This window comes from Sphingomonas sp. CCH9-F2 (genome assembly GCF_001556735.1).
GTDB lineage: Bacteria > Pseudomonadota > Alphaproteobacteria > Sphingomonadales > Sphingomonadaceae > Sphingomonas > Sphingomonas ginsenosidimutans.
In genome coordinates, this window is record NZ_LSJO01000236.1 from 1 (window position 1) to 19,696 (window position 19,696).

Below are 19,696 nucleotides of genomic sequence, written 5' to 3' on the forward strand. Positions count from 1 at the left end.
GTACGACGCCGCTGTCGCCTGACACGGACGCCCCGATCCTGCCGGACCGCGGCGTCCGTGTCAGGCGACAGCGGCGTCGTACCGGCGGCCGGCCTCGTCCCAGTTCACCACGTCCCACCACGCCTTCAGATAACCGGGGCGGTCGTTCATGTAGGTGAGGTAATAGGCGTGTTCCCACACGTCGTTGCCCAGGATCGGCGTGCCCTTCTCCTTGGCATCGTCCATCAGCGGATTGTCCTGGTTCGGGGTCGACGTGACCTTCAACGCGCCCGAGGCGTCGGCGATCACCCACGCCCAGCCCGAACCGAACTGGCCGGCGCCCTTGGTGTTGAATTCGTCCTTCAGCTTGTCGAGGCCGCCGAACGCCTCGATAGCGGCGGCCAGCTTGCCCGACGGCTGGGTCGAGTCCTTGGGGGCCATGATCTTCCAGAAGAAATCGTGGTTCCAGAAACCGCCGCCGTTGTTGCGCACCAGTGGCGGCAGCGACGAGATCATGCCGAGGATCTCCTCAATCGACTTGCCTTCCAGCTTGGGGTCGGCGGCGACGCCCTCGTTCAGCTTGGCGGTATAGGCGGCGTGGTGCTTGTCATGGTGGAAGGTCATCGTCTCCTTCGAGATGACCGGCTCCAGCGCGTCATAGGCATAGGGAAGCGGCGGGAGTTCGAAAGCCATGGAATCCTCCTTTGATCCGCGTCAGGCAACGCGACGCGCCCCAAATGGCTCCCCCGGCCTCGTTACGCAACCGCTCCGATCCGGTCAGCTGCTGCCGATCAGGTCGTGGCGACGCAGCGCGTGGCGCAACTGGTCGTAGGTCAGCCCCAGCGCCTCGGCGGTGGCGCGCTGGTTGAAGCGGTGCTCGGCCAGCGACCGCGCGAGCAGATCGCGCTCGAACAGCGCCACGCGGCTCTTGAAATCGGACGGGCCGACGTCGCACGCCGCCACGTCGTCGCCATCGTCCTCCGACGCGACGGGTGGCTGCTGCTGCTGCGCGGATCGCGGCGCGGACAGCTCGCGCTGTTCGGGCGCGGCGGCGGGCACCGTCTGGCGATTGGGAGTCGCGGGGCGATAGGGTGAGGCGAAGGGATCGAACTCCACCTCCCCCACCGCGCCGCCGCGATCCCAGCGATAGACCGCGCGCTCCACCACGTTGCGCAATTCGCGCACGTTGCCCGGCCAGCGATATTCCAGCATCGCCGCCATCGCATCCTCGGTGAAGCCGTCCCATTGCTCGCGTTCCAGCTCGGCGGCCATGCGCCGCCCGAAATGGTCGGCCAGCACCGGGATGTCGCTGCGTCGCGCGCGCAGCGGAGGCAGCGTCACCACCTCGAACGACAATCGGTCGAGCAGGTCGGCGCGGAAGGTATTGGCCTCGACCCGGTCGGGCAGATGCTCGTTGGTCGCCGCGACGATGCGCACATCGACGCGGATCGGGCGGGACGCGCCGATCCGCGTCACCTCCCCATATTCCACCGCGCGCAGCAGCCGTTCCTGCGCCCCCATCGACAACGTGCCGAGTTCGTCGAGGAACAGCGTCCCGCCATCGGCTTCCTCGAACCGCCCGACGCGCGCCTTGCTGGCGCCGGTGAACGACCCGGCCTCATGCCCGAACAGTTCCGCCTCGATCAGCGTTTCGGGCAGCGCGGCGCAGTTCATCGTCACCAGCGGCTGGTCCCAACGCCCCGACAGGTGGTGGAGCCGTTCCGCGACCAGCTCCTTGCCGGTGCCGCGCTCGCCGATCACCAGCACGGGCCGGTCGAGCATCGCCGCACGGCTGGCGCGCTCCAACGCGTCCAGGAATGCCCCCGACTGACCGATGACCTGCTTCGTCCGCTTCATATGCCAATATCTGGCGCGATTCCCCAAGCGGTGGCAACTGCAAAGATCAACAATCGCAGCAAACCCACGCAAATCCGCCGTTTTTCGACTTGGCACGCCCCGTGCAATGCAAGGGGCATCGGCGCCGCAACGACGGTGCACAAGGTTTCAGATCGAGGAGATACCGCCATGACCACCACCAACAGCATCGGCGCCCGACTGGCCGCGATCGCCCTGACCGTCATCGTCAGCACCACCATGGTGCTGGGCGCGGTCGGCCCGGCGACGGCCCCGGTCGGCGCACCGGCCGCGACCGTTCACGCACTCGCGTGAACGCAGGGCGGGGCACGGGAACAGACCCTCCCCGTGCCCCGTCCGATCCGCTAGGATGGATCGCGTAACCCCAGGAGTCCGTATCGAATGGGCATTTTCTCCCGCACCCGCGACATCGTCGCGGCCAACATGGCCGAGCTGCTCGACAGGGCGGACGACCCGGCGAAGATGGTCCGCATGATCATCCTTGAGATGGAGGAGACGCTGGTCGAGGTGCGCGCCTCCGCCGCGCGCACCATCGCCGACCAGAAGGAGATGCGGCGCCACATCCAGAAGCTGGCGGACCTGGAAGCGAGCTGGACCGAGAAGGCCGAGCTGGCGCTGTCCAAGAACCGCGAGGATCTGGCCAAGGCCGCGCTGGTCGAACGCCGCAAGGCCGCCGAGATGGCCGCGCAGCTGACGTCCGAGGTGACCGTGCTCGAAAATGCGCTGCGCAGCTCGGAGGAGGATATCGCCAAGCTGCAGAACAAGCTGCGCGAGGCGCGTGCGAAGCAGAATGCGATCGCCACCCGGCTGGAAAGCGCCAACACCAAGGCGCGCCTGCGCGAGATGTGGAACGGGCCGAAGACGCATGAGGCGTTCAGCCGCTTCGACATTCTGGAACGCCGCGCCGACGAGGCGGAGGGCCGCGCCGAGGCGATGGGCCTGACGCCCCGGACGCTGGAGGACGAGTTCGAGGACCTGCGCTCCAACGACAAGATCGACGCCGAGCTGGCCGCGCTCAAGGCCCGCATGAACAAGGAAGGTTGAGGGTCATGGAAGATGTCGTCGTACCGCTGATCGCGATCACCTCGATCTTCATCGGCCTGCCGTGGGTGATCCTGCATTACGTCACGCGGTGGAAGACCGCGCCGCGGATCACCGACGAGGACGAACGCCTGCTGGACGAGATGTACAATCTCGCCCGCCGGCTGGAGGACCGCGTCACCACCGTCGAGCGGATCGTCGCCGCCGACAATCCCGATTTCCGCCCGGGCATGGCCGACTATCGCTCGCAGCCCGATTATCGCCTCGACGCCCCGTCGCAGCGGAGGAACTGATGTCCGACAGCCGCACCAAATTCTATCTCGACAAGCAGGACGCCAAGTGGAAGGGCGTGTGCGCCGGGATCGCCGATTACACCGGGATCGAGGTCATCTGGGTCCGCATCGCGATGATCCTGCTGACGCTCCCCGGCGGCTTTCCCTGGACGCTGATCGCCTATGCGCTGATCGCGTGGATGGCCGAGCCCAAGCCGCTGGGCCTGTACCAGGACAGCGCCGACCAGAAATTCTGGCAGGGCGTGCGCACCAATCCGACGCGCTCCACCGCCGAGGTCCGCTCGAAATTCCGCGAGCTGGACCGCCGGCTGGCCGATATCGAGCTTCACTATACCAGCCGCAACAGCGCGCTGGCCAACGAGATCGAGAGCCTGCGCTAGGGCACGGCCGTTACGACGGAGGCGATGATGCACGTCGATCACCTGAACGGTTTCACCATCTTCATGCTGGCGTTCGTCGTCATCGGCCTGCCGGTGATCCTGGGCGTGGGCAGCGAGATGTTCAAACGCTGGCTGGTGCACAAGGAGCGGATGGCCGCGGCGCTGACCGCCGCCACCGCGGAGAAGGCGGCGCAATATGCCGCGCAGATGGAGCGGCTGGAGGCGCGGGTGCGCGTCCTGGAACGGATCGCCACCGACAGCGGCACCGACCTGCACCGCCAGATCGAGCAATTGCGCGACGACCGGCTCAACTGAGCGTCGTCGCTACGGGAAGGGAGAGTAACAGATGGGTCCGTTTTCGATGGTCGTCGCGATCGTGTTCATCGCGATGATCGGCCGGGTGCTGCAGGAACGCTACCGCGCGATGGCGCGGATCGCCGACCAGGGCGGCACCCCGCACCTACAAGCCGCCGACACGACGCGTGCGCAGGACGAGGTCCGCCAGCTCAAGGAGCGCGTCGCCGTCCTGGAGCGCGTCATCACCGATCAGCACGCGAACGCCGATCTGGAACGCCAGATCGAGCAGCTGCGCGATCGCTGATCCCCCGCGAACGTCCGCCGGAAGGATAAGGTCGTCATGTCCGATCCCGAATTCTATGTCATCATGGCCACCGCGACGCTGGCCGGGCTGGCGATGCTGATCGCCGCCACGCTCAACGGCTGGCGCGGCTGGCTCCAGCTCAAGCAGCAGCAGCTGCGCGTCGATGGCGAGGGCCACATGCCCCGCGTCGCCGGCCCGTCCGCCAGCGCGCGGATCGAGATCGCGGACCTCAAGGAACGCATCCGCAAGCTGGAGGCGATCGCCGCGGGCGTCGACCTGTAGGCCCCCATGCCCACGACGGTTGCCGCCCGCGCCCGCCGCGGGTAGGCGCCGGGAACCATGACCGACGCCCCCACCACACTCGACGCCATCCGCGAGGAATATGAGTTTCTCGAAGGGGACGACCGCTACCGCCTGCTGGTCGATCTGGGCCGCGCGCTGGAGGCGATGCCCGATGCGCTCAAGACCGATGCGACACTGGTGCGCGGCTGTTCGGCGTCGGTATGGGTCTATCCCACCGTCGCCGACGACGGCAGGCTGCATTTCCTGGCCGACAGCAACGCCGCGATCACCAAGGGGATCATCGCGCTGGTGCTGCTGACCGTACAGGACCGCGAGCCCGCCGAGATCATCGCCACCGACATTCCCGCCGCGCTGGCCCCGTTCGAGCTGACATCGCAGCTCAGCTCCAACCGCACGCAGGGCATCCCGAACATGATCGCGCTGATCCGCGACACCGCGCAACGCTACGCCGCCTGATCGCGGCCGCCCCGGCGCAGGCCGCGACCTCCCGCGGCTCATGGAGCCGCCCCGCAACCCGACGACCCCGGCCTGCCCGGGATCACGCCGTTCGCGCCCTAATCGGATCGACTAGCGCGAAGCGGCCGCGTCGTCCCCATTATCGCTGCACTCTTCAACGATCGCACAGGAGAAGGTGATGAGCGATTCAAACGGTGGGGTCGGCGGGGTCGGCGGCGTCGGCGGCAGTAGCGGCAGCAGCAGCGCGAATGCCGCTGCGGAGGCGGCATCGGCCGCCGGTCGCGGGCCGACCGCGGATCAGGTCGCCGACGCGATGGTCGATGCGACCCGCGGGCCGCAAGGCGTCGATACCAGCGCGCTCGGCGGGCTGGTTGCCGGGCTGAACGCGACCAACCCGGCGCTGGGCGCACAGGTGCAATCCGCGATCGAAGGGCAATTGTCCGCGGTCGATGCCGGCCGGCTGCAGGGCGCGATCGCCGCGGCGAGCGCCGCGCTCCAGCCATCGGTCGCGCAGCACGTCGCCGCGCCGCCGTCACTCGCGCCCGACGTGACGCAGGTCAATCCGTCCTACAGCTACAATACCCAGGGGCAGCTGGTCGACGCGTGCGGCAATCGCGTCGCCTCGGTCGGCAACCCCGACCGGCAACAGGCCGCGCTCGACAAGTCGCTGGCGGACATCACCCAGCACGTCGACCGGATCACCGGCGGCCCGATCTCGGGGCTGGCGTACAATGCGGCCTATCTGTCGGGTGCCTCGCCGAGCACGCTCGACAACGTCCACGCGCTGGGCAAGATCGCCGACGGCTTCGCCAAGCCGCTGGAGGATCGCGCGGAACAGATGCACGTCCCGCTCAACTGAGCGTGCGACCGCTGGTCAGCGCGCGCCGCCTCGCCGCCGCGCGTGCTGCTCCGCGCGGGTCAGCAGCGCGTCCAGATCCTCGCGCGCGATGTCGAACCCCTCGCCCATCTCCGCCAACGCGGCGTCGATATCCGCGAGGTGAAGGCCCGGCGGCAGCGGCGCGGGGGGCGGCACCGCGCGGTGCGGATAGGATCGCCCGATCGCCCGGTGGAACAGCCAGCCCAGCGCCACCAGCGCGATCGAGTTGATCGCCACCGGCACGAACGCGAATCCGAAGCCGGCGGCATGGATCGCCGGGCCGCCGATCACCGCGGTCAGCGCCGCCGCCCCGCCGGGCGGGTGGAGGCAGCGCAGCAGCGACATCATCGCGATCGCCGCGCCCACCCCTACCCCGGCGGCCAGTGTCGCATCGGGCACCCAGCGGAATGCCGCCATCCCGACCAGCGCGGAAATGGTGTTGCCGCCGATCACCGGCCATGGCTGCGCCAGCGGGCTCGCGGGCACGGCGAACACCAGCACCGCCGAAGCACCCAGCGGCGCGACGATCACCGGCAGGCCAGCGGCCAGCGTCGGCGCATGGGCGCACAGCACGATCGTCAGCGCGATCCCCGCGACCGCGCCCAGCGCCGCGATCGACCGGTCGCGCGCCTGCGCCCCGGCCAGGATCGGGCGGAACCACGCGCTCACACCGCGCTGCCCGTCGCCGCGCGGGCCGTCACCGCCCACGGCCGCTCACGAAACCATTTGGTGACGATGTACTTGGTCCCCTCCACCACGGCCATGCCCTCGTGCAGGGTCATCGGGTTGGGGCTGCCGTCAGCGGCCATGTTGTTCCAGGCGAGCAGCAATCCCTTGCGCGGCGCGACGCGCAGCCCCCCTTGCGGGAACCAGGTCTCCCCGCCCTCCTCCACCTCGTTAAGGTAGATCATCGCGGTCCACGTCCGCTGCCCGCCGGATGCCTGCATCCGCGGCCAGTAGCTTTCGCCTTCGTGGAAATAATCGTGGTGCGCGCGGAAATGCTGGCCGGGGGAATAACGTTGGCCCTGCATCGTCTCGCCATGGTCGGGGTCGATCCCCAATGCGTCGGCGATGAAGCGGTCGATCTCGCGGATGCCGGGCGCGTTGCGATCCATGTCGCAGCTCTCGCTGGTGCGATTGGCGCTGGTGGCGCGATCGGACAGCAGCGTCGACGGGCGGCGGTTGGCGTCGATCACCTGTACCAGCCAGTCGCAATTCGCCGCGTCCAGGAACGCGGGGCAGCGCCATGCCTCCACCTGCGCGCTGGGCAGTCGCTGTATCCGCGGGTCGGCATCCAGCCGCGCCGCTACCGCACTGCCGATGGCGGCGCGGTCGGCGGAGGGGCGTCCGGGGGCTTGGGTAGAGATCGCCATGACGGATGCGTCTCTTGCGCGCCGCACGCGCGGGTTCAAGCCTCCGGACGCCGCCGGATCACCAGAAAATGTCGTAGATCACGTCCACCACCTGCCCGGTATAGACATCGACCAGCAGCGCATCGTCGTAATAGCGCACCCAGCGATACGGGCCGTAGGGGTCGGGCAGGCGGTAGGCCCAAGGATCGGCGATCCAGTAGCTTTGCGCGAACAGCACCGGCGCGATCCGCACCCCGATGCTGAACCGCGTATAGCCGCGGCTCCATCCGTAGGGCGCATAATAGCGCGGCAGGCGATAGGCGCTGCGATTGTCGATCCGATAGCGGTTCCAGTCGTAGCGCCGGTCATTGCGCCACCCGCGGTTCCACCCGCGCCGGTCGTCGTTCCCGCGGTTCCAGTCGCCGCGGTTCCAGTCACCCCGGTTCCAATCGCCACGGTTGCCATCGCGGCGATCCCAGTTGCCACGATCCCACGCGCCCTGACCCCATTGGCCGCGCTGGCGATCGTCCCAGCGGCGGTTGTCGTCGCGCCGGTCGCTGCGCCAATTGTCCCAGCGCCCGTCGCCCGCCCGCGGGTCGCGCCGCGCGGGGTCGCGGCGCGAGTCCGTCGCCGGCTGCGTACCGGGCGGCGGGGGCGGCGGCGGGTCGCGGCGCCAGTCGCCGCGCACCTGCCCGTCGCCCCTTATCTGCCCGTCACCGCGCCAGCCGCCATCGGCACGCGGTCCGCGATCGCCGCGCCAGGCGCCGGGCTGCCCGTCCGGCCGGTCGCCGCGCGGGCGCTCGCCCTGCCAGCCGCCGCGATCCGGGGCCGGGCGCGGCTGCGCCTGCGGCATTGGTTGCGAGGGCTGCGGGCGCTCGACGCGCTCCGGGCGCTGCCAGCGGCCGGCATCGGCCGAGCGGCCCTGCCCCTCGACCCGCGCCTCCATCCGCGCGCGCATCACGTCGCGCAGCGTGCCTTCGCGTGCGCCTTCCTGTGCCATCGCGACCTGCGGCAGCGCCGCGGTTGCCGCCAGCAATCCTGCTATCAACGCCTTCATCATCTCGCGTCGTCTTTCCACCTGCCGGCGCACAAGCCGGCCCCACGATGACGCCGGTATGCGCGCGTGCGGTGGAACGATGGCTGAATTGCCCCGTCAGCGAAATGAAAGCTTCACGCCGCCTGCCCGGTCGCGGGACGATCCGGCGCCGGCGCGCCGGTGACGGGCGCCTTCCCCCAATATTCGTCGCGCAACAGCCGCTTGTAGAGCTTGCCGGTGTCGTGCCGCGGCAGTTCGGCGCGGAAATCGACGCGCCGCGGCGCCTTGACGTGGCTCAGATGGGCGCGCGCGAACTCGGTCAGCTCCGCCGCCAGCGCCGCGCCGGCGTCGCCCATGTCGCGCGGCTGCACCACCGCCACCACTTCCTCACCCATTTCGTCGTTGGGCGCGCCGATCACCGCGACGTCCGCCACCTTGGGGTGGGTGACCAGCAGGTTCTCGATCTCGGCGGGATAGATGTTCACGCCCCCAGAAATGATCATGAAGCTCTTGCGGTCGGTCAGGTAGAGATACCCTTCCTCGTCCATCCAGCCCACATCGCCCAGCGTGGTCCAGCCGTGGCGGTTGGTTCCCTCAGCGGTCTTCTCCGGATCGTTGTGATAGACGAACGTGCGCCCGCCGCCGGGCGCCTCGAAATAGATCGCGCCCTCGGTCCGCGGCGCCACCTCGTTGCCGTCCTCGTCGCAGATGTGCGTGATGGTGGTCAGGTTGCGGCCCACCGATCCCTTGTGCGTCAGCCATTCGGCGGCGTTGATCGCGTGGAAGCTGTTGCCCTCCGTCCCCGCATAATATTCGTGGACGATCGGCCCCCACCAGTCGATCATCGCTTCCTTGACCGGGATCGGGCACGGCGCGGCGGCGTGCCACACCGCCTTCAGCGACGACAGATCGTGGCGCGTGCGCGCCTCCGGCGGCAGTTTCAGCATGCGGATGAAATGCGTCGGCACCCATTGCGCATGGGTGACGCGATGCCGCTCGATCAACTCCAGCGCGCGCTCGGCGTCGAACTTCTCCATGATGACCACGGTGCCGCCGATCTGGTTGACCGCCATCGACCAGCGCAGCGGCGCGGCATGGTACATCGGCGCTGGGCTGAGATAGACCATGTCGGACGTCCAGCCGTACAGCGCCCGCCCCAGCCCGACCAGCGGCGAGACGTGTTCGCCGAACGGCTCCTCCGGCAGCGGGAAGCGCACGCCCTTGGGCTTGCCAGTGGTGCCCGACGAATACAGCATCACCTGCCCGTGCGCGGGGTCCGCCACCGGCGTGTCGGGCTGCGCGTCGCGTGCCGCCTCGTAACCGTCGAACCCGTCGACCGTCCCGCCGACCATGAAGCGCGCCAGGTCGGCGATCCGCGGTCCCAGCTGCTCCGCACAGCAGGATACCGCGGTGGAGGCGATGAACACGCGGCACGCGCCGTCGCGCACGATATATTCCGCCTCGTCGACCATCAGCTTGGACGAAATGCAGGTGACGTACGCGCCGATCCGCTCCGCCGCCCACATGATCTCCAGATAGCGTGCATGATTGTCCAGCATGATGGCGATCCCGTCGCCGCGCCCCACGCCCAGCGCGAGCAGCAGGTGCGCGCCCTGGTTGGCGCGCCGGTCCAGCTCGCCATAGGTTACGGTCTCTCCGGTTGCCGCCATGATATAGGCGGGCTTGTCCGGGTGGGTGCGCGCGTGCGCGACGGGATGCAGCATGGTCGGTCTCTCTCCTCGGGCGCGGGGCGTCTGTCGGCCCCGCCACCCGTCACGTCGTCCGGTGGGTCAGGCGCCGATGCGCTCGACGATGATCGCCGGGGCCATCCCGCCCGCCGCGCACATCGTCACCAGCCCGTACCGCTTGCCCTGCCGTTCCAGCTCGTCGACCACCGTGCCGATCAGGATCGCGCCGGTCGCGCCGATCGGATGGCCCAGCGCGATCGAGCCGCCGTTGACGTTCACCTTCGACCGGTCGAGGTCGAGGTCGCGGATGAACTTCTCCGCCACCACTGCGAACGCCTCGTTGATCTCCCACAGGTCGATATCGTCCTTGGTCAGACCCGCCTTCGCCAGCACCTTCTTCGCCGCCGGGACCGGCGCGTTGAGCATCAGCGTGGGGTCGTCGCCGACATTGGCCATCGCCACGATCCGCGCGCGCGGCGTCAGTCCGTGCGCCTCGGCATATTCCTTCGACGCCAGCAGCACCGCCGCCGCGCCGTCGACCACGCCCGACGAATTGCCCGCATGGTGGAAATGCTGGATCTCCAGGTCAGGGTAGCGGCGGTTGATCTGCTTGCGGAACGTGTCGCCCGCCTTGTTGTACGGCATGTCCGCCAGCGCCGCGAACGACGGCTTCAGGCTGGCCAGCCCCTCGGCGGTGGTCTGCGGCCGGGGAAATTCCTCATGGTCGAGGATGACGTTGCCGTCATCGTCGGTGACGGGCACCAGCGACTTGTCGAACCGGCCCTCGGCGATCGCGATCGCCGCCTTGCGCTGGCTTTCCAGGCCCAGCGCGTCCAGATCCTCGCGGGTGATACCTTCCATGCTGGCGATCGCGTCGCCGCACACGCCCTGGTGGCTCTGCGGATGCAGCACGTCGAGATGCGGGTTGCCCGATCCCATGCCCAGCATCGGCTTGCCGCTCTCCATGTCCTCCTGCGACATCGCGGCGGTCAGGCTCATCATCTCGGTGCCGCCTGCAATGACCAGGTCTTCCATCCCGCTCATGATCTGCGCCGCGGCGAAATTCACCGCGGTGATCCCGCCGCCGCAGAACCGGTCCAGCGTCACGCCCGACGCCTTGACGTCGAAACCGGCGTCCAGTGCCGCCATCCGGCCCAGGTCACCGCCCTGCTTGCCGCGCTGCGTGGAGGTCGACCAGATCACATCGTCCACCTCGGCGGTGTTCAGATTGTTACGATCTTTCAGCGCCTTGAGGACCGCCGCCGCCAGATGCTGCGGGTGCAGGTCGGCCAGTGCGCCCTTGCCCTGCTTGCCGATGCCGCGCGGCGTGCGCACGGCGTCGATGATATAGGCCTCTCCCATCGAAATTCTCCAATCCACCATGTCTGTCAGACAGCGCTTTACGGGCGCCGCTTTCCGACATAACCTTCGTTATGGTCGCCGGGATGTCAAGCGTTTCACCCTCATCCGCCGCCCCCGCACGGGCGCCGGACCTCACTCCACAAGACTGGCTGGAGGCCGGTCAGTCGTTGCTTCGGCGCGGCGGATTGCGCGCGCTCAAGCTGCGCCCGCTGTCGGAGGAGCTGCGCGTCTCGACAGGCAGTTTCTACCATCATTTCGCGGACTTCGACGCCTATCAGGGGCAATTGGCGCGCTATTTCGCCGAAGCCCAGCTGACCGGCCTGATCGAGGCGCTGGAACGCGCCGCGCCCGATCCGATCGATCGCATCCGCCTGCTGGGGCAGACGGTGCGCCGGCGCGGGTCGTCGCGGCTGGCGATCGCGATGCGCGCCTGGGCCGAAAGCGACCCGCGCGCCCGCGCAGCGGTGGAGCGGCACGATTCGCTGATGCTCGATTTCCTCGCCCGCTGCCTGACCGACGCCGGGTTCGAACGAAATGATGCGGAGGTTCGCGCCTACGGCCTCATCACCCTGGGGCTCAGCAAAGTGCACGCGCCGCATCTCGACATGGAAACGCTGTTCGACCGGCTGCTCGCCATCATGACCCACCGGGCGCCTGTGGAATGAAGGCGCTGGTCGTCTCCGCGCTGTCGACCGACCTGTCGGGCACCGCGCTGGCGGACCTGCCCGAACCGCAAGCGGCGCCGGACAAGGTGCTGATCCGCGTGCGCGCCGCCGCGCTCAACTATCCCGATCTGCTGATGACGCGCGGCGACTATCAGCTGAAGCCGCCGCTGCCCTTCACCCCCGGCATGGAATTGGCGGGGGAAGTGCTGGCCGGCGACGGCTTCGCGCCGGGCGACGCGGTGGTCGCCGGCACGCGGCTGGGCGGCTTTGCGGAGGTGGTGGCGGTGGATGCCGCCGCGGTGCGTGCGCTGCCCCCGCACCTTTCCTTTGCGGAAGGGGCAGCGGTCGGCGCGGCCTATCTCACCGCCTATGTAGCGCTGGTGCGGCTGGGCGCGCTGCGTCCCGACGAATGGCTGCTGGTCCATGGCGCGACCGGCGGGGTCGGGCTGGCGGCGGTCGATCTGGCGCATGCGCTGGGCGCGCGGGTGATCGCCACGTCACGCTCGCCGGAGAAACTGGCGATGCTCGCCGCCGACTATCCGGTCGCCGCGACGCTGCCCGCGCCCGGTTTCCGCGACGCGGTGAAGGAACTGACCGGCGGCGGCGCCGACGTGGTGTTCGATCCGGTCGGCGGCGACGTGTTCGACGAATCGACGCGCTGCATCGCGTTCGGCGGGCGGCTGCTGGTCGTTGGCTTCACCTCCGGACGAATCGCGACCGTTTCCACCAACATGCCGCTGATCAAGGGGTTTTCGGTGATCGGCGTGCGCGCCGGCGAATACGGCCGGCGCTTTCCCGAACGCGGGCGGGAAAATCTCGACGCGGTCTGGTCGCTGGCGGCGTCGGGGCGGATCCGCCCGCGCGTCCACGCCGAATTTCCGCTGGCCGACTGGCGCGCCGCCTTCGACGCGATGGCGCGCAGCGACATGGTGGGTAAGCTGATACTGGTTCCGTGACGAAAAACCGCCAACCTGCCGCGACGAGAGCGGGTGGCGCGACAAGGCAGAGGACGACGGGATGGCCGGATATGATTATGTCATCATCGGTGGCGGATCGGCGGGGTGTGCGCTCGCCGCGCGGCTGAGCGAGGACCCCACCGCCACCGTCTGCCTGCTTGAGGCGGGCGGCGCCAACAAGGACGTGCTGGTGCGGATGCCCGCCGGTGTCGGCAACCTCATCAAGGCGAAGGGCAAGCACAATTGGGGTTTCTGGACCGAACCGGAACCGCATCTCGACAACCGCCGCCTGTGGTGGCCACGCGGCAAGGGGCTGGGCGGCTCGTCCGCGATCAACGGCATGATCTACACCCGCGGCCATCCGCAGGATTATGACGAATGGCGCCAGATGGGGCTGGCGGGCTGGGCGTGGGACGACGTCCTGCCCTATTTCCGCCGGTTGGAGGGGCATCATCGCGGCGAATGCGGCGGGCTGCACGGGGCGGGCGGACCGCTGTCGATCTCGGGCGGCGAAAGCGACAGCCCATTCCACGACGCGCTGATCGAGGCGGGGCGACAGGCCGGCTATCCCGTCACCGACGATTTCAACGGCGCCTCGCAGGAAGGGTTCGGCCGCTACGACCTGACCATCTCCGACGGGCGGCGCTGGTCGGCGGCGGCGGCCTATCTCTATCCCGCGATGGCGCGCCGCAACCTGACCGTCGTCACCAACGCGCGCACGACGCGGATCGTCGTCGAACGCGGGCGTGCGGTGGCGGTCGAGTATCTGCGCGGCCGCACGCCGGAGCGCGTCGCGGTCGCGGGCGAGGCGATCCTGTGCGCCGGCGCGGTGCAAAGCCCGCACGTGCTGCAACTGTCGGGGATCGGCGATCCGCAGCGGCTGCGCGATGCCGGCATCGCGCCGGTCCACCCGCTGCCGGGCGTCGGCGAGAACCTTCAGGATCACCTCGACGTCATCATGAACTGGTCGTCGCGTCGGCTGGTGACCGCCTTCTCCGCGACGCGCGGGCTGCGCCAGCTGACCACCGGGGTGCAATATCTTCTCGGCGGGCGCGGGCTGGGGCGGCAGCAATTCCTCGAATCCGGCGCGTTCGTCTCGTCGCGCGAAGGACTGTCGCGCCCCGACGTGCAGATCCACGGCGTGCTGGCGATCATGCGCGATCACGGGAAGCAGCGGGCCGACCGCGACGGCTTCTCGCTCCATCTGTGTCAGCTGCGCCCCGACAGCCGCGGGCGGATCGCCGCCGGCTCCGCCGATCCGCTCGCCGATCCGCTCATCTACGGCAATTACCTCGCCGCGCCGGAGGATCGCCGCGTGATGCGCGAATGCGTGAAGATCGGCCGCGACGTCGCCAGCCAGGCCGCGCTCGATCCCTATCGCGCCGACGAACTGTATCCCGGCGCGTCGGTGCGCAGCGATGCCGATATCGACGCCTGGGTGCGCGCCTCGGCGGAAACCATCTATCACCCGGTCGGCACCTGCCGGATGGGCGCGGAGGGGGATGCGCTGGCGGTGGTCGACGGGCAGCTGCGCGTGCGCGGGCTGGAGGGGTTGCGCGTCGTCGACGCCTCGGTGATGCCGACGCTGGTAGGGTCGAACACCAATGCGCCGACGATCATGATCGCGGAAAAGGCGGCGGACATGATCCGCGGGGTCGGCACCGCACTGGCCGCCTGACCGGCGCGCCGGCGGCCTATCCCGCGCGCGCCGGCCGCTCCTCCTCCTCCACCGCCGCCGGCCGGTCCAGCATCTGCCGCACCCGCGACAGCAATGCGTCGCGGGTATAGGGTTTGCGGATGATCTGCTCCTCCGGCACCTCGGCGATCGCCGCCAGATCGGCATAGCCCGTGACGAACAGCACCGGCAGGTCGGGGTGTCGGCGCCGCGCGCGCCGTGCGAATTCGACGCCGTTCATTCCCGGCATCGCCACGTCGGCGACCACTGCCTCGATCCCGCGCGTATGCGCCAGCGCGCGCAGCCCGGTGTCGCCGTCCACCGCCTCCACCACGCGGCATCCCGCCGCGCGCAGCGTGTCGGCGGTCACCTGTCGCACATTGTCCTCGTCATCGACGACCAGGATGCACCGCCCGGCGATCGGCGCGGCACTTGCCGCCGGGATCGCGGCCACCGCCGCCGCGGCGGCCACGTCGCGCGCGCGGGGCAGATACACGCTGACGGTCGTCCCCTCCCCCGCAACGGTATCGATCCGCACGCCCCCGCCCGACTGCTTGGCGAAACCGAACACCTGCGCCAGCCCCAGCCCGGAACCCTTGCCGACTTCCTTGGTGGTGAAGAACGGCTCGAACGCGCGCGCCAGCACCTCGTCGGTCATGCCCGTGCCGGTATCGGTCACCGCGACGCGGATATAGTCGCCCGCCACCGGCTCCTCCGGGCGCTGCGGCACGTCCAGGCTGACGTTGGCGGTCGACAGCGTCAGCCGCCCGCCGCCCACCATCGCGTCGCGCGCGTTGATCGCCAGGTTCAGCAGGATCAGCTCGATCTGCGTCGGGTCGACCAGCGCTGGCCACACGCCGTCCGCCAGTTCCTGTTCGATCGCGATCGAGCGGCCCAGCGTGCTCGCCATCAACGGCGCCAGCGCGCGGACCGTGTCGTTCAGGTCGACCGTCTTCGCCTCCAGCCGCTGCCGGCGCGAGAAAGCGAGCAATTGCGCGGTCAGCGTCGCGCCGCGCTCGGCCGCGATCCGCACATGCTCCAGCCGTTGCAGCGCGCGGGCGTCGAGCGGCCCGGCCGCCGCGGCATGCGCGATCATCTCGATATTGCCCAGCACCACGGTCAGCAGATTGTTGAAATCATGCGCCACGCCCGACGTCAGCTGCCCCACCGCCTCCAGCCGCTGCATCTGATGCAGCGTCTCCTCGACGCGCTCACGCTCGGCGATCTGGCGCGTCAGCTCGGCGGTGCGCTCGGCGACCCGCTCCTCCAGCGCCTCGCCCGCCAGATGCCGCTCGGTCACGTCCACCGCGCAGCCGACATAGCCCAGGAAACGGTCGCCCGAATAGCGCGGCCGCGACACGCCATGCGCCCAGATCGTCCCGCCGTCCGCGGTCTTCAGCCGATAGTCGCCGCGCAGCGGGCGCGGATCGCGATAGAAGAGCGGCATCCGCTCCGCCAGCAGCGCGCGGTCCTCATCACGCAGCAGCGGCGCCCAGCCGTCGCGCCTCATCGCCTCCGGCGTCACGCCCAGGATCTTCTGGAAACCCGCGTTGGCGAACACGAACCGCCCGGTCTCGTCGGTGATCCAGACCAGCGCCTCCATCTCGTCGGCCAGCGCGCGGAACCGCTGCTCGCTCTCGCGCAGCGCATCCGCCTCGGTCCGCCGCTGGGTGACGTCGGTGATCGTGCCGATCGCGCGGGTGCACACGTCGTCCTCGAACACCCCGCGCCCCGTGACCGCGACCCAGCGCATCGTCCCGTCAGGCTGGAAGATGCGATATTCGACATCGTGCAGCGCCCGCACCGCCGGGTCGATCGCCGCCGCAAACGACGCCGACATCGCCGCGCGATCGTCAGCGTGGATCGCGGCCAGGAACTGCGCGGTCGTCGCGACCGTGCCCGGCGGATAGCCGTGCATCGCCCAATTGCGTTCCGAACCGGTGAAGGTGCCGGTGCGCAGGTCATATTCCCACGTCCCGATCTCCCCCATCCGCGTCGCCAGTTCCAGCGAATCGCGGCTCAGCGCCAGCGCGCCCAGCGCGCGATGCTGCTCGGTCAGGTCGATGCCCTGCACGAAGATCGCCGTCACCTCCCCGCCCGCATCGGTGACCGGCTGATAGACGAAGTCCAGCCGCCGTTCCTCGGCCGTGCCGTCGGCCCGCATCACCGTCACCGGGACACCTTCGCCGCGGAACGGCACGCCGGTCGCCCGCACCTCGTCCAGCCGCGCGACCAGGCCCTGCGACACGACCTCGGGCAGCGCGTCGGCCACGGTACGTCCGATCATCTCGCGCCCGTCCACCAGCGCGCGGAAGGCGGCATTGGCCAGTTCGAACACATGCCCCGGCTCGCGCAGCACCGCGACGAAGCCGGGCGCCTGGTCGAACATCTGGTGCAGGCGAGCGCGGTCCTCCGACACCTCGCGCGCGGCGCGCACCCGCCCGGTCGTCTCCGACACGATGCACAGCACCCCGCCGACGCTGCCGTCGTCCAGCGCCACCGGCGAATAGGAAATGTCGAAATACACCTGCTCGCCATATCCAGCGCGCTCGATGTAGAACGGCCGGTCCTTCGCGGCATAGGTTTCGCCGGTGGTGCGCACATGCGTCAGCAGCGGCTCCAGATCGTCCCACAACTCCGTCCAGGTCTCGCACGCCGGGCGACCCAGCGCGTGCGGATGCTTGTTCCCGATCGTGGGGGCGTAGGCATCGTTGTACAGCGCGACCTGCTCGGCGCCCCAGAACAGCACGATCTCCGCCTGCGCGGGCAGGATCACCGCCAGCGTGTGGCGCAGCACCGCGGGCCAATCCTCCACCGGCCCCAGCGGCGACGACGCCCAGTCATACGCCGCGATCCGCCGCCCCATGTCGCCGCCACGCGCCGTGAACGCCATGTAATCGCGCGAAGCGGCGGGGGGCTGTGTCATCGCCGGGCAGCCTAGCGCAGGTGCGGCCCGGCGCGAAGGTGGCAAACGCTGCCGAACCGGCGTAATTCGAACGGCATGAACCCCGCCTTCGCCTCGCTCCACCACCATCGCATGCTGCGCGTCGCCGCGGCCACCCCGGCCGCGACCGTCGGCGATCCCGCGCGCAATGCGGACGAAGCGATCGCGCTCGCGCGCCGCGCGCATGACGAGGGCGTGGACCTCCTCGTCTTTCCCGAACTCAACCTCACCTCCTATGCGATCGACGACCTGCACCTGCAATCCGCGCTACAGGCCGCGACGCTTGCAGCGGTGGAGGCGGTGCGCGCCGCCAGCGAAACCTTGCGCCCGGTGCTGCTGGTGGGCACGGCGCTGGAACGCGGGCAGCGGCTCTACAATTGCGCGGTCGCGATCGCGGGCGGGCGCGTGCTCGGCGTGGTGCCCAAGACGTTCCTGCCCAATTACCGCGAATATTACGAAAAGCGCTGGTTCGCCCCCGGCGCGGGCCTCACCGGGCTGACGATCGGCGTCGGCGGGGAAGAGGTGCCGTTCGGCACCGACCTGATCTTCGCCGCGGATGCGATGCCCGATTTCGTGTTTCACGCCGAAATCTGCGAGGATTACTGGGCCGCCACCCCACCCTCCACCATGGGGGCGTTGGCCGGGGCGCTGGTGTGCTGCAACCTGTCGGCGTCGAACGTCGTCATCGGCAAGTCGCGCGAGCGCATGATGCTGTCCGCCGCACAATCGGCGCGCGCGGCCTGCGCCTATGTCTATTCCGCCGCCGGGCCGGGCGAAAGCACCACCGATCTGGCATGGGACGGTCAGGGCAGCGTCCACGAACTGGGCGAGTTGCTGGTCGCCTCGCCCCGCTTCGCGCGCGAATCGGGGCTGGTCGCCGCCGACGTCGATCTCGAACGGCTGGTGCAGGAGCGGCTGCGCAACGGCACCTTCCACGATGCCGCGCGCCACGCCGGCCATCCCGAAACGCGGTTCCGCCGCATCGCCTTCCCTTTCGCGCCGACCGGCACGGACATCGGCTTGCGCCGCGACCTGCGCCGCTTCCCGTTCGTCCCCAACGATCCCGCCGCACTGGATGAGGATTGCTACGAAGCGTTCAACATCCAGGTGCAGGGCATCGCCAAGCGGCTGGTCGCGGCGAACGCGCGGCGGCTGGTGATCGGCGTGTCGGGCGGGCTGGACAGCACCCACGCGCTGATCGTCGCGGCCAAGGCGCTCGACCAGCTCGGCCGGCCGCGCACCGATATCCTGGGCATCACCATGCCCGGCTTCGCCACCAGCGCGGGGACGAAGGACAATGCCTGGACGCTGATGCGCGCGCTGGGCGTCACCGCGGAGGAAATCGACATCCGCCCCGCCGCCACGCGGATGCTTCAGGACATGGGCCACCCCTATGGCCGCGGCGAGCCGGTGTACGACGTCACGTTTGAAAACGTGCAGGCGGGGCTGCGCACCGATTACCTGTTCCGCATCGCCAACCAGCGCGACGGGCTGGTCGTCGGCACCGGCGACCTGTCCGAACTGGCGCTGGGCTGGTGCACCTATGGCGTCGGCGACCAGATGAGCCATTATGCGGTCAACGCCGGCGTGCCCAAGACGCTGATCCAGTTCCTGATCCGCTGGTGCATCGCCACCGATCAATATGATGCGGCGACCGACGCGGTGCTGGACGCGATCCTGAAGCAGGAAATCTCGCCCGAGCTGGTGCCGGGGGCGGAGCTGCAAAGCACCGAAAGCCGCATCGGTCCCTATGCGCTGAACGATTTCTTCGCGCATTACGTGATCCGCCACGGCCTCGCCCCGTCGAAGGTCGCGTTCCTGGCGTGGCATGCGTGGCGCGATGCCGGCGCGGGGGCGTGGCCGGTCGGTTACCCGGCGGGCGGGCGCGTCGCCTACGATCTCGACACGATCCGCCACTGGCTGGAACGCTTCCTGTTCCGCTTCTTCCAGATCAGCCAGTTCAAGCGATCGGCGATCCCCAACGGGCCGAAGGTATCGTCGGGCGGCGCGCTGTCCCCGCGCGGCGACTGGCGCGCACCCTCTGACGGCACCGCCGACGTCTGGCTGGCGGAATTGGCCGCCAACGGGCCGTAACCGCCCCGCACACACAACGTCACCCCGGACTTGCTCCGGGGTGCACGGTGCCGCCAATTCAGTGGCCTGCGGATATGCGGCCCGGCATCACGGATGCGAACCCCCGCCCTGTCCTACAC

The 19,696-nt window shown here is 69.4% G+C and carries 21 protein-coding genes; 13 read left to right on the forward strand and 8 right to left on the reverse strand.

Translation table 11 applies throughout. The features are described 5' to 3' along the window. Window positions 1-60: 60 nt before the first annotated feature. Together AX685_RS07055 and pspF are read right to left on the reverse strand one after the other, a co-directional pair. Window positions 61-672, reverse strand: a complete 612-nt coding sequence (locus tag AX685_RS07055) for a superoxide dismutase (RefSeq protein WP_066486915.1) — start codon at window positions 670-672, stop codon at window positions 61-63. A gap of 84 nt (window positions 673-756) precedes the next feature. Beyond that, window positions 757-1,836, reverse strand: a complete 1,080-nt coding sequence (gene pspF, locus AX685_RS07060; RefSeq protein WP_066486916.1) for a phage shock protein operon transcriptional activator — start codon at window positions 1,834-1,836, stop codon at window positions 757-759. Between the two features lie 168 nt (window positions 1,837-2,004). On the opposite strand from pspF, the gene AX685_RS22410 reads away from it, so the two are divergent. The 9 genes from AX685_RS22410 to AX685_RS07100 all read left to right on the forward strand — a co-directional run bounded on the left by AX685_RS22410 (window position 2,005) and on the right by AX685_RS07100 (window position 5,787). Further along, entirely contained in the window at window positions 2,005-2,148 is a 144-nt protein-coding gene (locus AX685_RS22410; RefSeq protein WP_176484952.1) for a hypothetical protein, read from the forward strand. An 87-nt stretch (window positions 2,149-2,235) separates the two neighbouring features. Then, window positions 2,236-2,898: a phage shock protein PspA gene (pspA, locus tag AX685_RS07065; RefSeq protein WP_066486917.1), complete on the forward strand. Its 663-nt coding sequence runs from the start codon at window positions 2,236-2,238 to the stop codon at window positions 2,896-2,898. Between the two features lie 5 nt (window positions 2,899-2,903). Next, a complete protein-coding gene (gene pspB, locus AX685_RS07070; protein WP_066486918.1) occupies window positions 2,904-3,188 on the forward strand; it encodes an envelope stress response membrane protein PspB in 285 nt (94 codons plus the stop codon). Continuing rightward, window positions 3,188-3,568: an envelope stress response membrane protein PspC gene (gene pspC, locus AX685_RS07075; protein ID WP_066486919.1), complete on the forward strand. Its 381-nt coding sequence runs from the start codon at window positions 3,188-3,190 to the stop codon at window positions 3,566-3,568. The genes pspB and pspC overlap by 1 nt, the downstream gene beginning before the upstream one ends. Before the next feature lie 27 nt (window positions 3,569-3,595). Next, window positions 3,596-3,883 carry a hypothetical protein gene (locus AX685_RS07080; RefSeq protein ID WP_066486946.1) on the forward strand — a complete coding sequence of 96 codons (288 nt, stop codon included), beginning with the start codon at window positions 3,596-3,598 and terminating at the stop codon, window positions 3,881-3,883. A gap of 31 nt (window positions 3,884-3,914) precedes the next feature. Beyond that, window positions 3,915-4,169 carry a hypothetical protein gene (locus tag AX685_RS07085; RefSeq protein WP_066486922.1) on the forward strand — a complete coding sequence of 85 codons (255 nt, stop codon included), beginning with the start codon at window positions 3,915-3,917 and terminating at the stop codon, window positions 4,167-4,169. A gap of 36 nt (window positions 4,170-4,205) precedes the next feature. After that, the gene (locus tag AX685_RS07090; protein WP_066486923.1) at window positions 4,206-4,451 is read left to right on the forward strand and encodes a hypothetical protein; all 246 of its coding nucleotides are present in this window, start codon (window positions 4,206-4,208) and stop codon (window positions 4,449-4,451) included. A gap of 57 nt (window positions 4,452-4,508) precedes the next feature. Next, complete coding sequence (locus AX685_RS07095) at window positions 4,509-4,928, forward strand: SufE family protein (RefSeq protein ID WP_066486925.1); 420 nt, start codon at window positions 4,509-4,511, stop codon at window positions 4,926-4,928. A 178-nt stretch (window positions 4,929-5,106) separates the two neighbouring features. Further along, complete coding sequence (locus AX685_RS07100; protein WP_066486927.1) at window positions 5,107-5,787, forward strand: hypothetical protein; 681 nt, start codon at window positions 5,107-5,109, stop codon at window positions 5,785-5,787. 15 nt (window positions 5,788-5,802) lie between these two features. Here the strand turns inward: AX685_RS07100 and AX685_RS07105 are convergent, their stop codons facing one another. The 5 genes from AX685_RS07105 to AX685_RS07125 form a co-directional block, all read right to left on the reverse strand. Continuing rightward, a complete protein-coding gene (locus tag AX685_RS07105) occupies window positions 5,803-6,474 on the reverse strand; it encodes an HPP family protein (protein ID WP_066486948.1) in 672 nt (223 codons plus the stop codon). Further along, window positions 6,471-7,178 (reverse strand): prolyl hydroxylase family protein, encoded by a 708-nt coding sequence (locus AX685_RS07110; protein WP_066486930.1) that lies wholly within the window; start codon window positions 7,176-7,178, stop codon window positions 6,471-6,473. The genes AX685_RS07105 and AX685_RS07110 overlap by 4 nt, the downstream gene beginning before the upstream one ends. Before the next feature lie 58 nt (window positions 7,179-7,236). Then, window positions 7,237-8,217: an RcnB family protein gene (locus AX685_RS07115; protein WP_197418518.1), complete on the reverse strand. Its 981-nt coding sequence runs from the start codon at window positions 8,215-8,217 to the stop codon at window positions 7,237-7,239. Between the two features lie 110 nt (window positions 8,218-8,327). Then, complete coding sequence (locus AX685_RS07120) at window positions 8,328-9,917, reverse strand: acyl-CoA synthetase (protein WP_197418519.1); 1,590 nt, start codon at window positions 9,915-9,917, stop codon at window positions 8,328-8,330. A 66-nt stretch (window positions 9,918-9,983) separates the two neighbouring features. Continuing rightward, entirely contained in the window at window positions 9,984-11,243 is a 1,260-nt protein-coding gene (locus AX685_RS07125; protein ID WP_066486935.1) for an acetyl-CoA C-acetyltransferase, read from the reverse strand. An 83-nt stretch (window positions 11,244-11,326) separates the two neighbouring features. Between AX685_RS07125 and AX685_RS07130 the strand changes: the two genes are divergently transcribed. The 3 genes from AX685_RS07130 to AX685_RS07140 all read left to right on the forward strand — a co-directional run bounded on the left by AX685_RS07130 (window position 11,327) and on the right by AX685_RS07140 (window position 14,542). Then, the gene (locus tag AX685_RS07130) at window positions 11,327-11,908 is read left to right on the forward strand and encodes a TetR/AcrR family transcriptional regulator (protein ID WP_096613468.1); all 582 of its coding nucleotides are present in this window, start codon (window positions 11,327-11,329) and stop codon (window positions 11,906-11,908) included. Beyond that, entirely contained in the window at window positions 11,905-12,864 is a 960-nt protein-coding gene (locus AX685_RS07135) for an NADPH:quinone oxidoreductase family protein (protein WP_066486938.1), read from the forward strand. Before AX685_RS07130 ends, AX685_RS07135 begins: the two co-directional genes overlap by 4 nt. A 61-nt stretch (window positions 12,865-12,925) precedes the next feature. Next, window positions 12,926-14,542, forward strand: coding sequence for a choline dehydrogenase (locus AX685_RS07140; protein ID WP_066486939.1), 1,617 nt, complete (start codon window positions 12,926-12,928; stop codon window positions 14,540-14,542). Window positions 14,543-14,558: 16 nt separating this feature from the next. Here the strand turns inward: AX685_RS07140 and AX685_RS07145 are convergent, their stop codons facing one another. Then, a complete protein-coding gene (locus tag AX685_RS07145) occupies window positions 14,559-17,465 on the reverse strand; it encodes a hybrid sensor histidine kinase/response regulator (protein ID WP_197418520.1) in 2,907 nt (968 codons plus the stop codon). A gap of 75 nt (window positions 17,466-17,540) precedes the next feature. Between AX685_RS07145 and AX685_RS07150 the strand changes: the two genes are divergently transcribed. Then, on the forward strand, window positions 17,541-19,577 hold the full coding sequence (locus AX685_RS07150; protein WP_066486944.1) for an NAD(+) synthase: 2,037 nt from the start codon (window positions 17,541-17,543) through the stop codon (window positions 19,575-19,577). Window positions 19,578-19,696: the final 119 nt, after the last annotated feature.

Coding starts and splice junctions, on each gene's coding strand:
- AX685_RS07055 (WP_066486915.1), bottom strand. CDS start 672: ATGGCTTTCGAACTCCCGCCGCTTCCCTATGCCTATGACGCGCTGGAG.
- pspF (WP_066486916.1), bottom strand. CDS start 1,836: ATGAAGCGGACGAAGCAGGTCATCGGTCAGTCGGGGGCATTCCTGGAC.
- AX685_RS22410 (WP_176484952.1), top strand. CDS start 2,005: ATGACCACCACCAACAGCATCGGCGCCCGACTGGCCGCGATCGCCCTG.
- pspA (WP_066486917.1), top strand. CDS start 2,236: ATGGGCATTTTCTCCCGCACCCGCGACATCGTCGCGGCCAACATGGCC.
- pspB (WP_066486918.1), top strand. CDS start 2,904: ATGGAAGATGTCGTCGTACCGCTGATCGCGATCACCTCGATCTTCATC.
- pspC (WP_066486919.1), top strand. CDS start 3,188: ATGTCCGACAGCCGCACCAAATTCTATCTCGACAAGCAGGACGCCAAG.
- AX685_RS07080 (WP_066486946.1), top strand. CDS start 3,596: ATGCACGTCGATCACCTGAACGGTTTCACCATCTTCATGCTGGCGTTC.
- AX685_RS07085 (WP_066486922.1), top strand. CDS start 3,915: ATGGGTCCGTTTTCGATGGTCGTCGCGATCGTGTTCATCGCGATGATC.
- AX685_RS07090 (WP_066486923.1), top strand. CDS start 4,206: ATGTCCGATCCCGAATTCTATGTCATCATGGCCACCGCGACGCTGGCC.
- AX685_RS07095 (WP_066486925.1), top strand. CDS start 4,509: ATGACCGACGCCCCCACCACACTCGACGCCATCCGCGAGGAATATGAG.
- AX685_RS07100 (WP_066486927.1), top strand. CDS start 5,107: ATGAGCGATTCAAACGGTGGGGTCGGCGGGGTCGGCGGCGTCGGCGGC.
- AX685_RS07110 (WP_066486930.1), bottom strand. CDS start 7,178: ATGGCGATCTCTACCCAAGCCCCCGGACGCCCCTCCGCCGACCGCGCC.
- AX685_RS07115 (WP_197418518.1), bottom strand. CDS start 8,217: ATGATGAAGGCGTTGATAGCAGGATTGCTGGCGGCAACCGCGGCGCTG.
- AX685_RS07120 (WP_197418519.1), bottom strand. CDS start 9,917: ATGCTGCATCCCGTCGCGCACGCGCGCACCCACCCGGACAAGCCCGCC.
- AX685_RS07125 (WP_066486935.1), bottom strand. CDS start 11,243: ATGGGAGAGGCCTATATCATCGACGCCGTGCGCACGCCGCGCGGCATC.
- AX685_RS07130 (WP_096613468.1), top strand. CDS start 11,327: ATGTCAAGCGTTTCACCCTCATCCGCCGCCCCCGCACGGGCGCCGGAC.
- AX685_RS07135 (WP_066486938.1), top strand. CDS start 11,905: ATGAAGGCGCTGGTCGTCTCCGCGCTGTCGACCGACCTGTCGGGCACC.
- AX685_RS07140 (WP_066486939.1), top strand. CDS start 12,926: ATGGCCGGATATGATTATGTCATCATCGGTGGCGGATCGGCGGGGTGT.
- AX685_RS07145 (WP_197418520.1), bottom strand. CDS start 17,465: ATGACACAGCCCCCCGCCGCTTCGCGCGATTACATGGCGTTCACGGCG.
- AX685_RS07150 (WP_066486944.1), top strand. CDS start 17,541: ATGAACCCCGCCTTCGCCTCGCTCCACCACCATCGCATGCTGCGCGTC.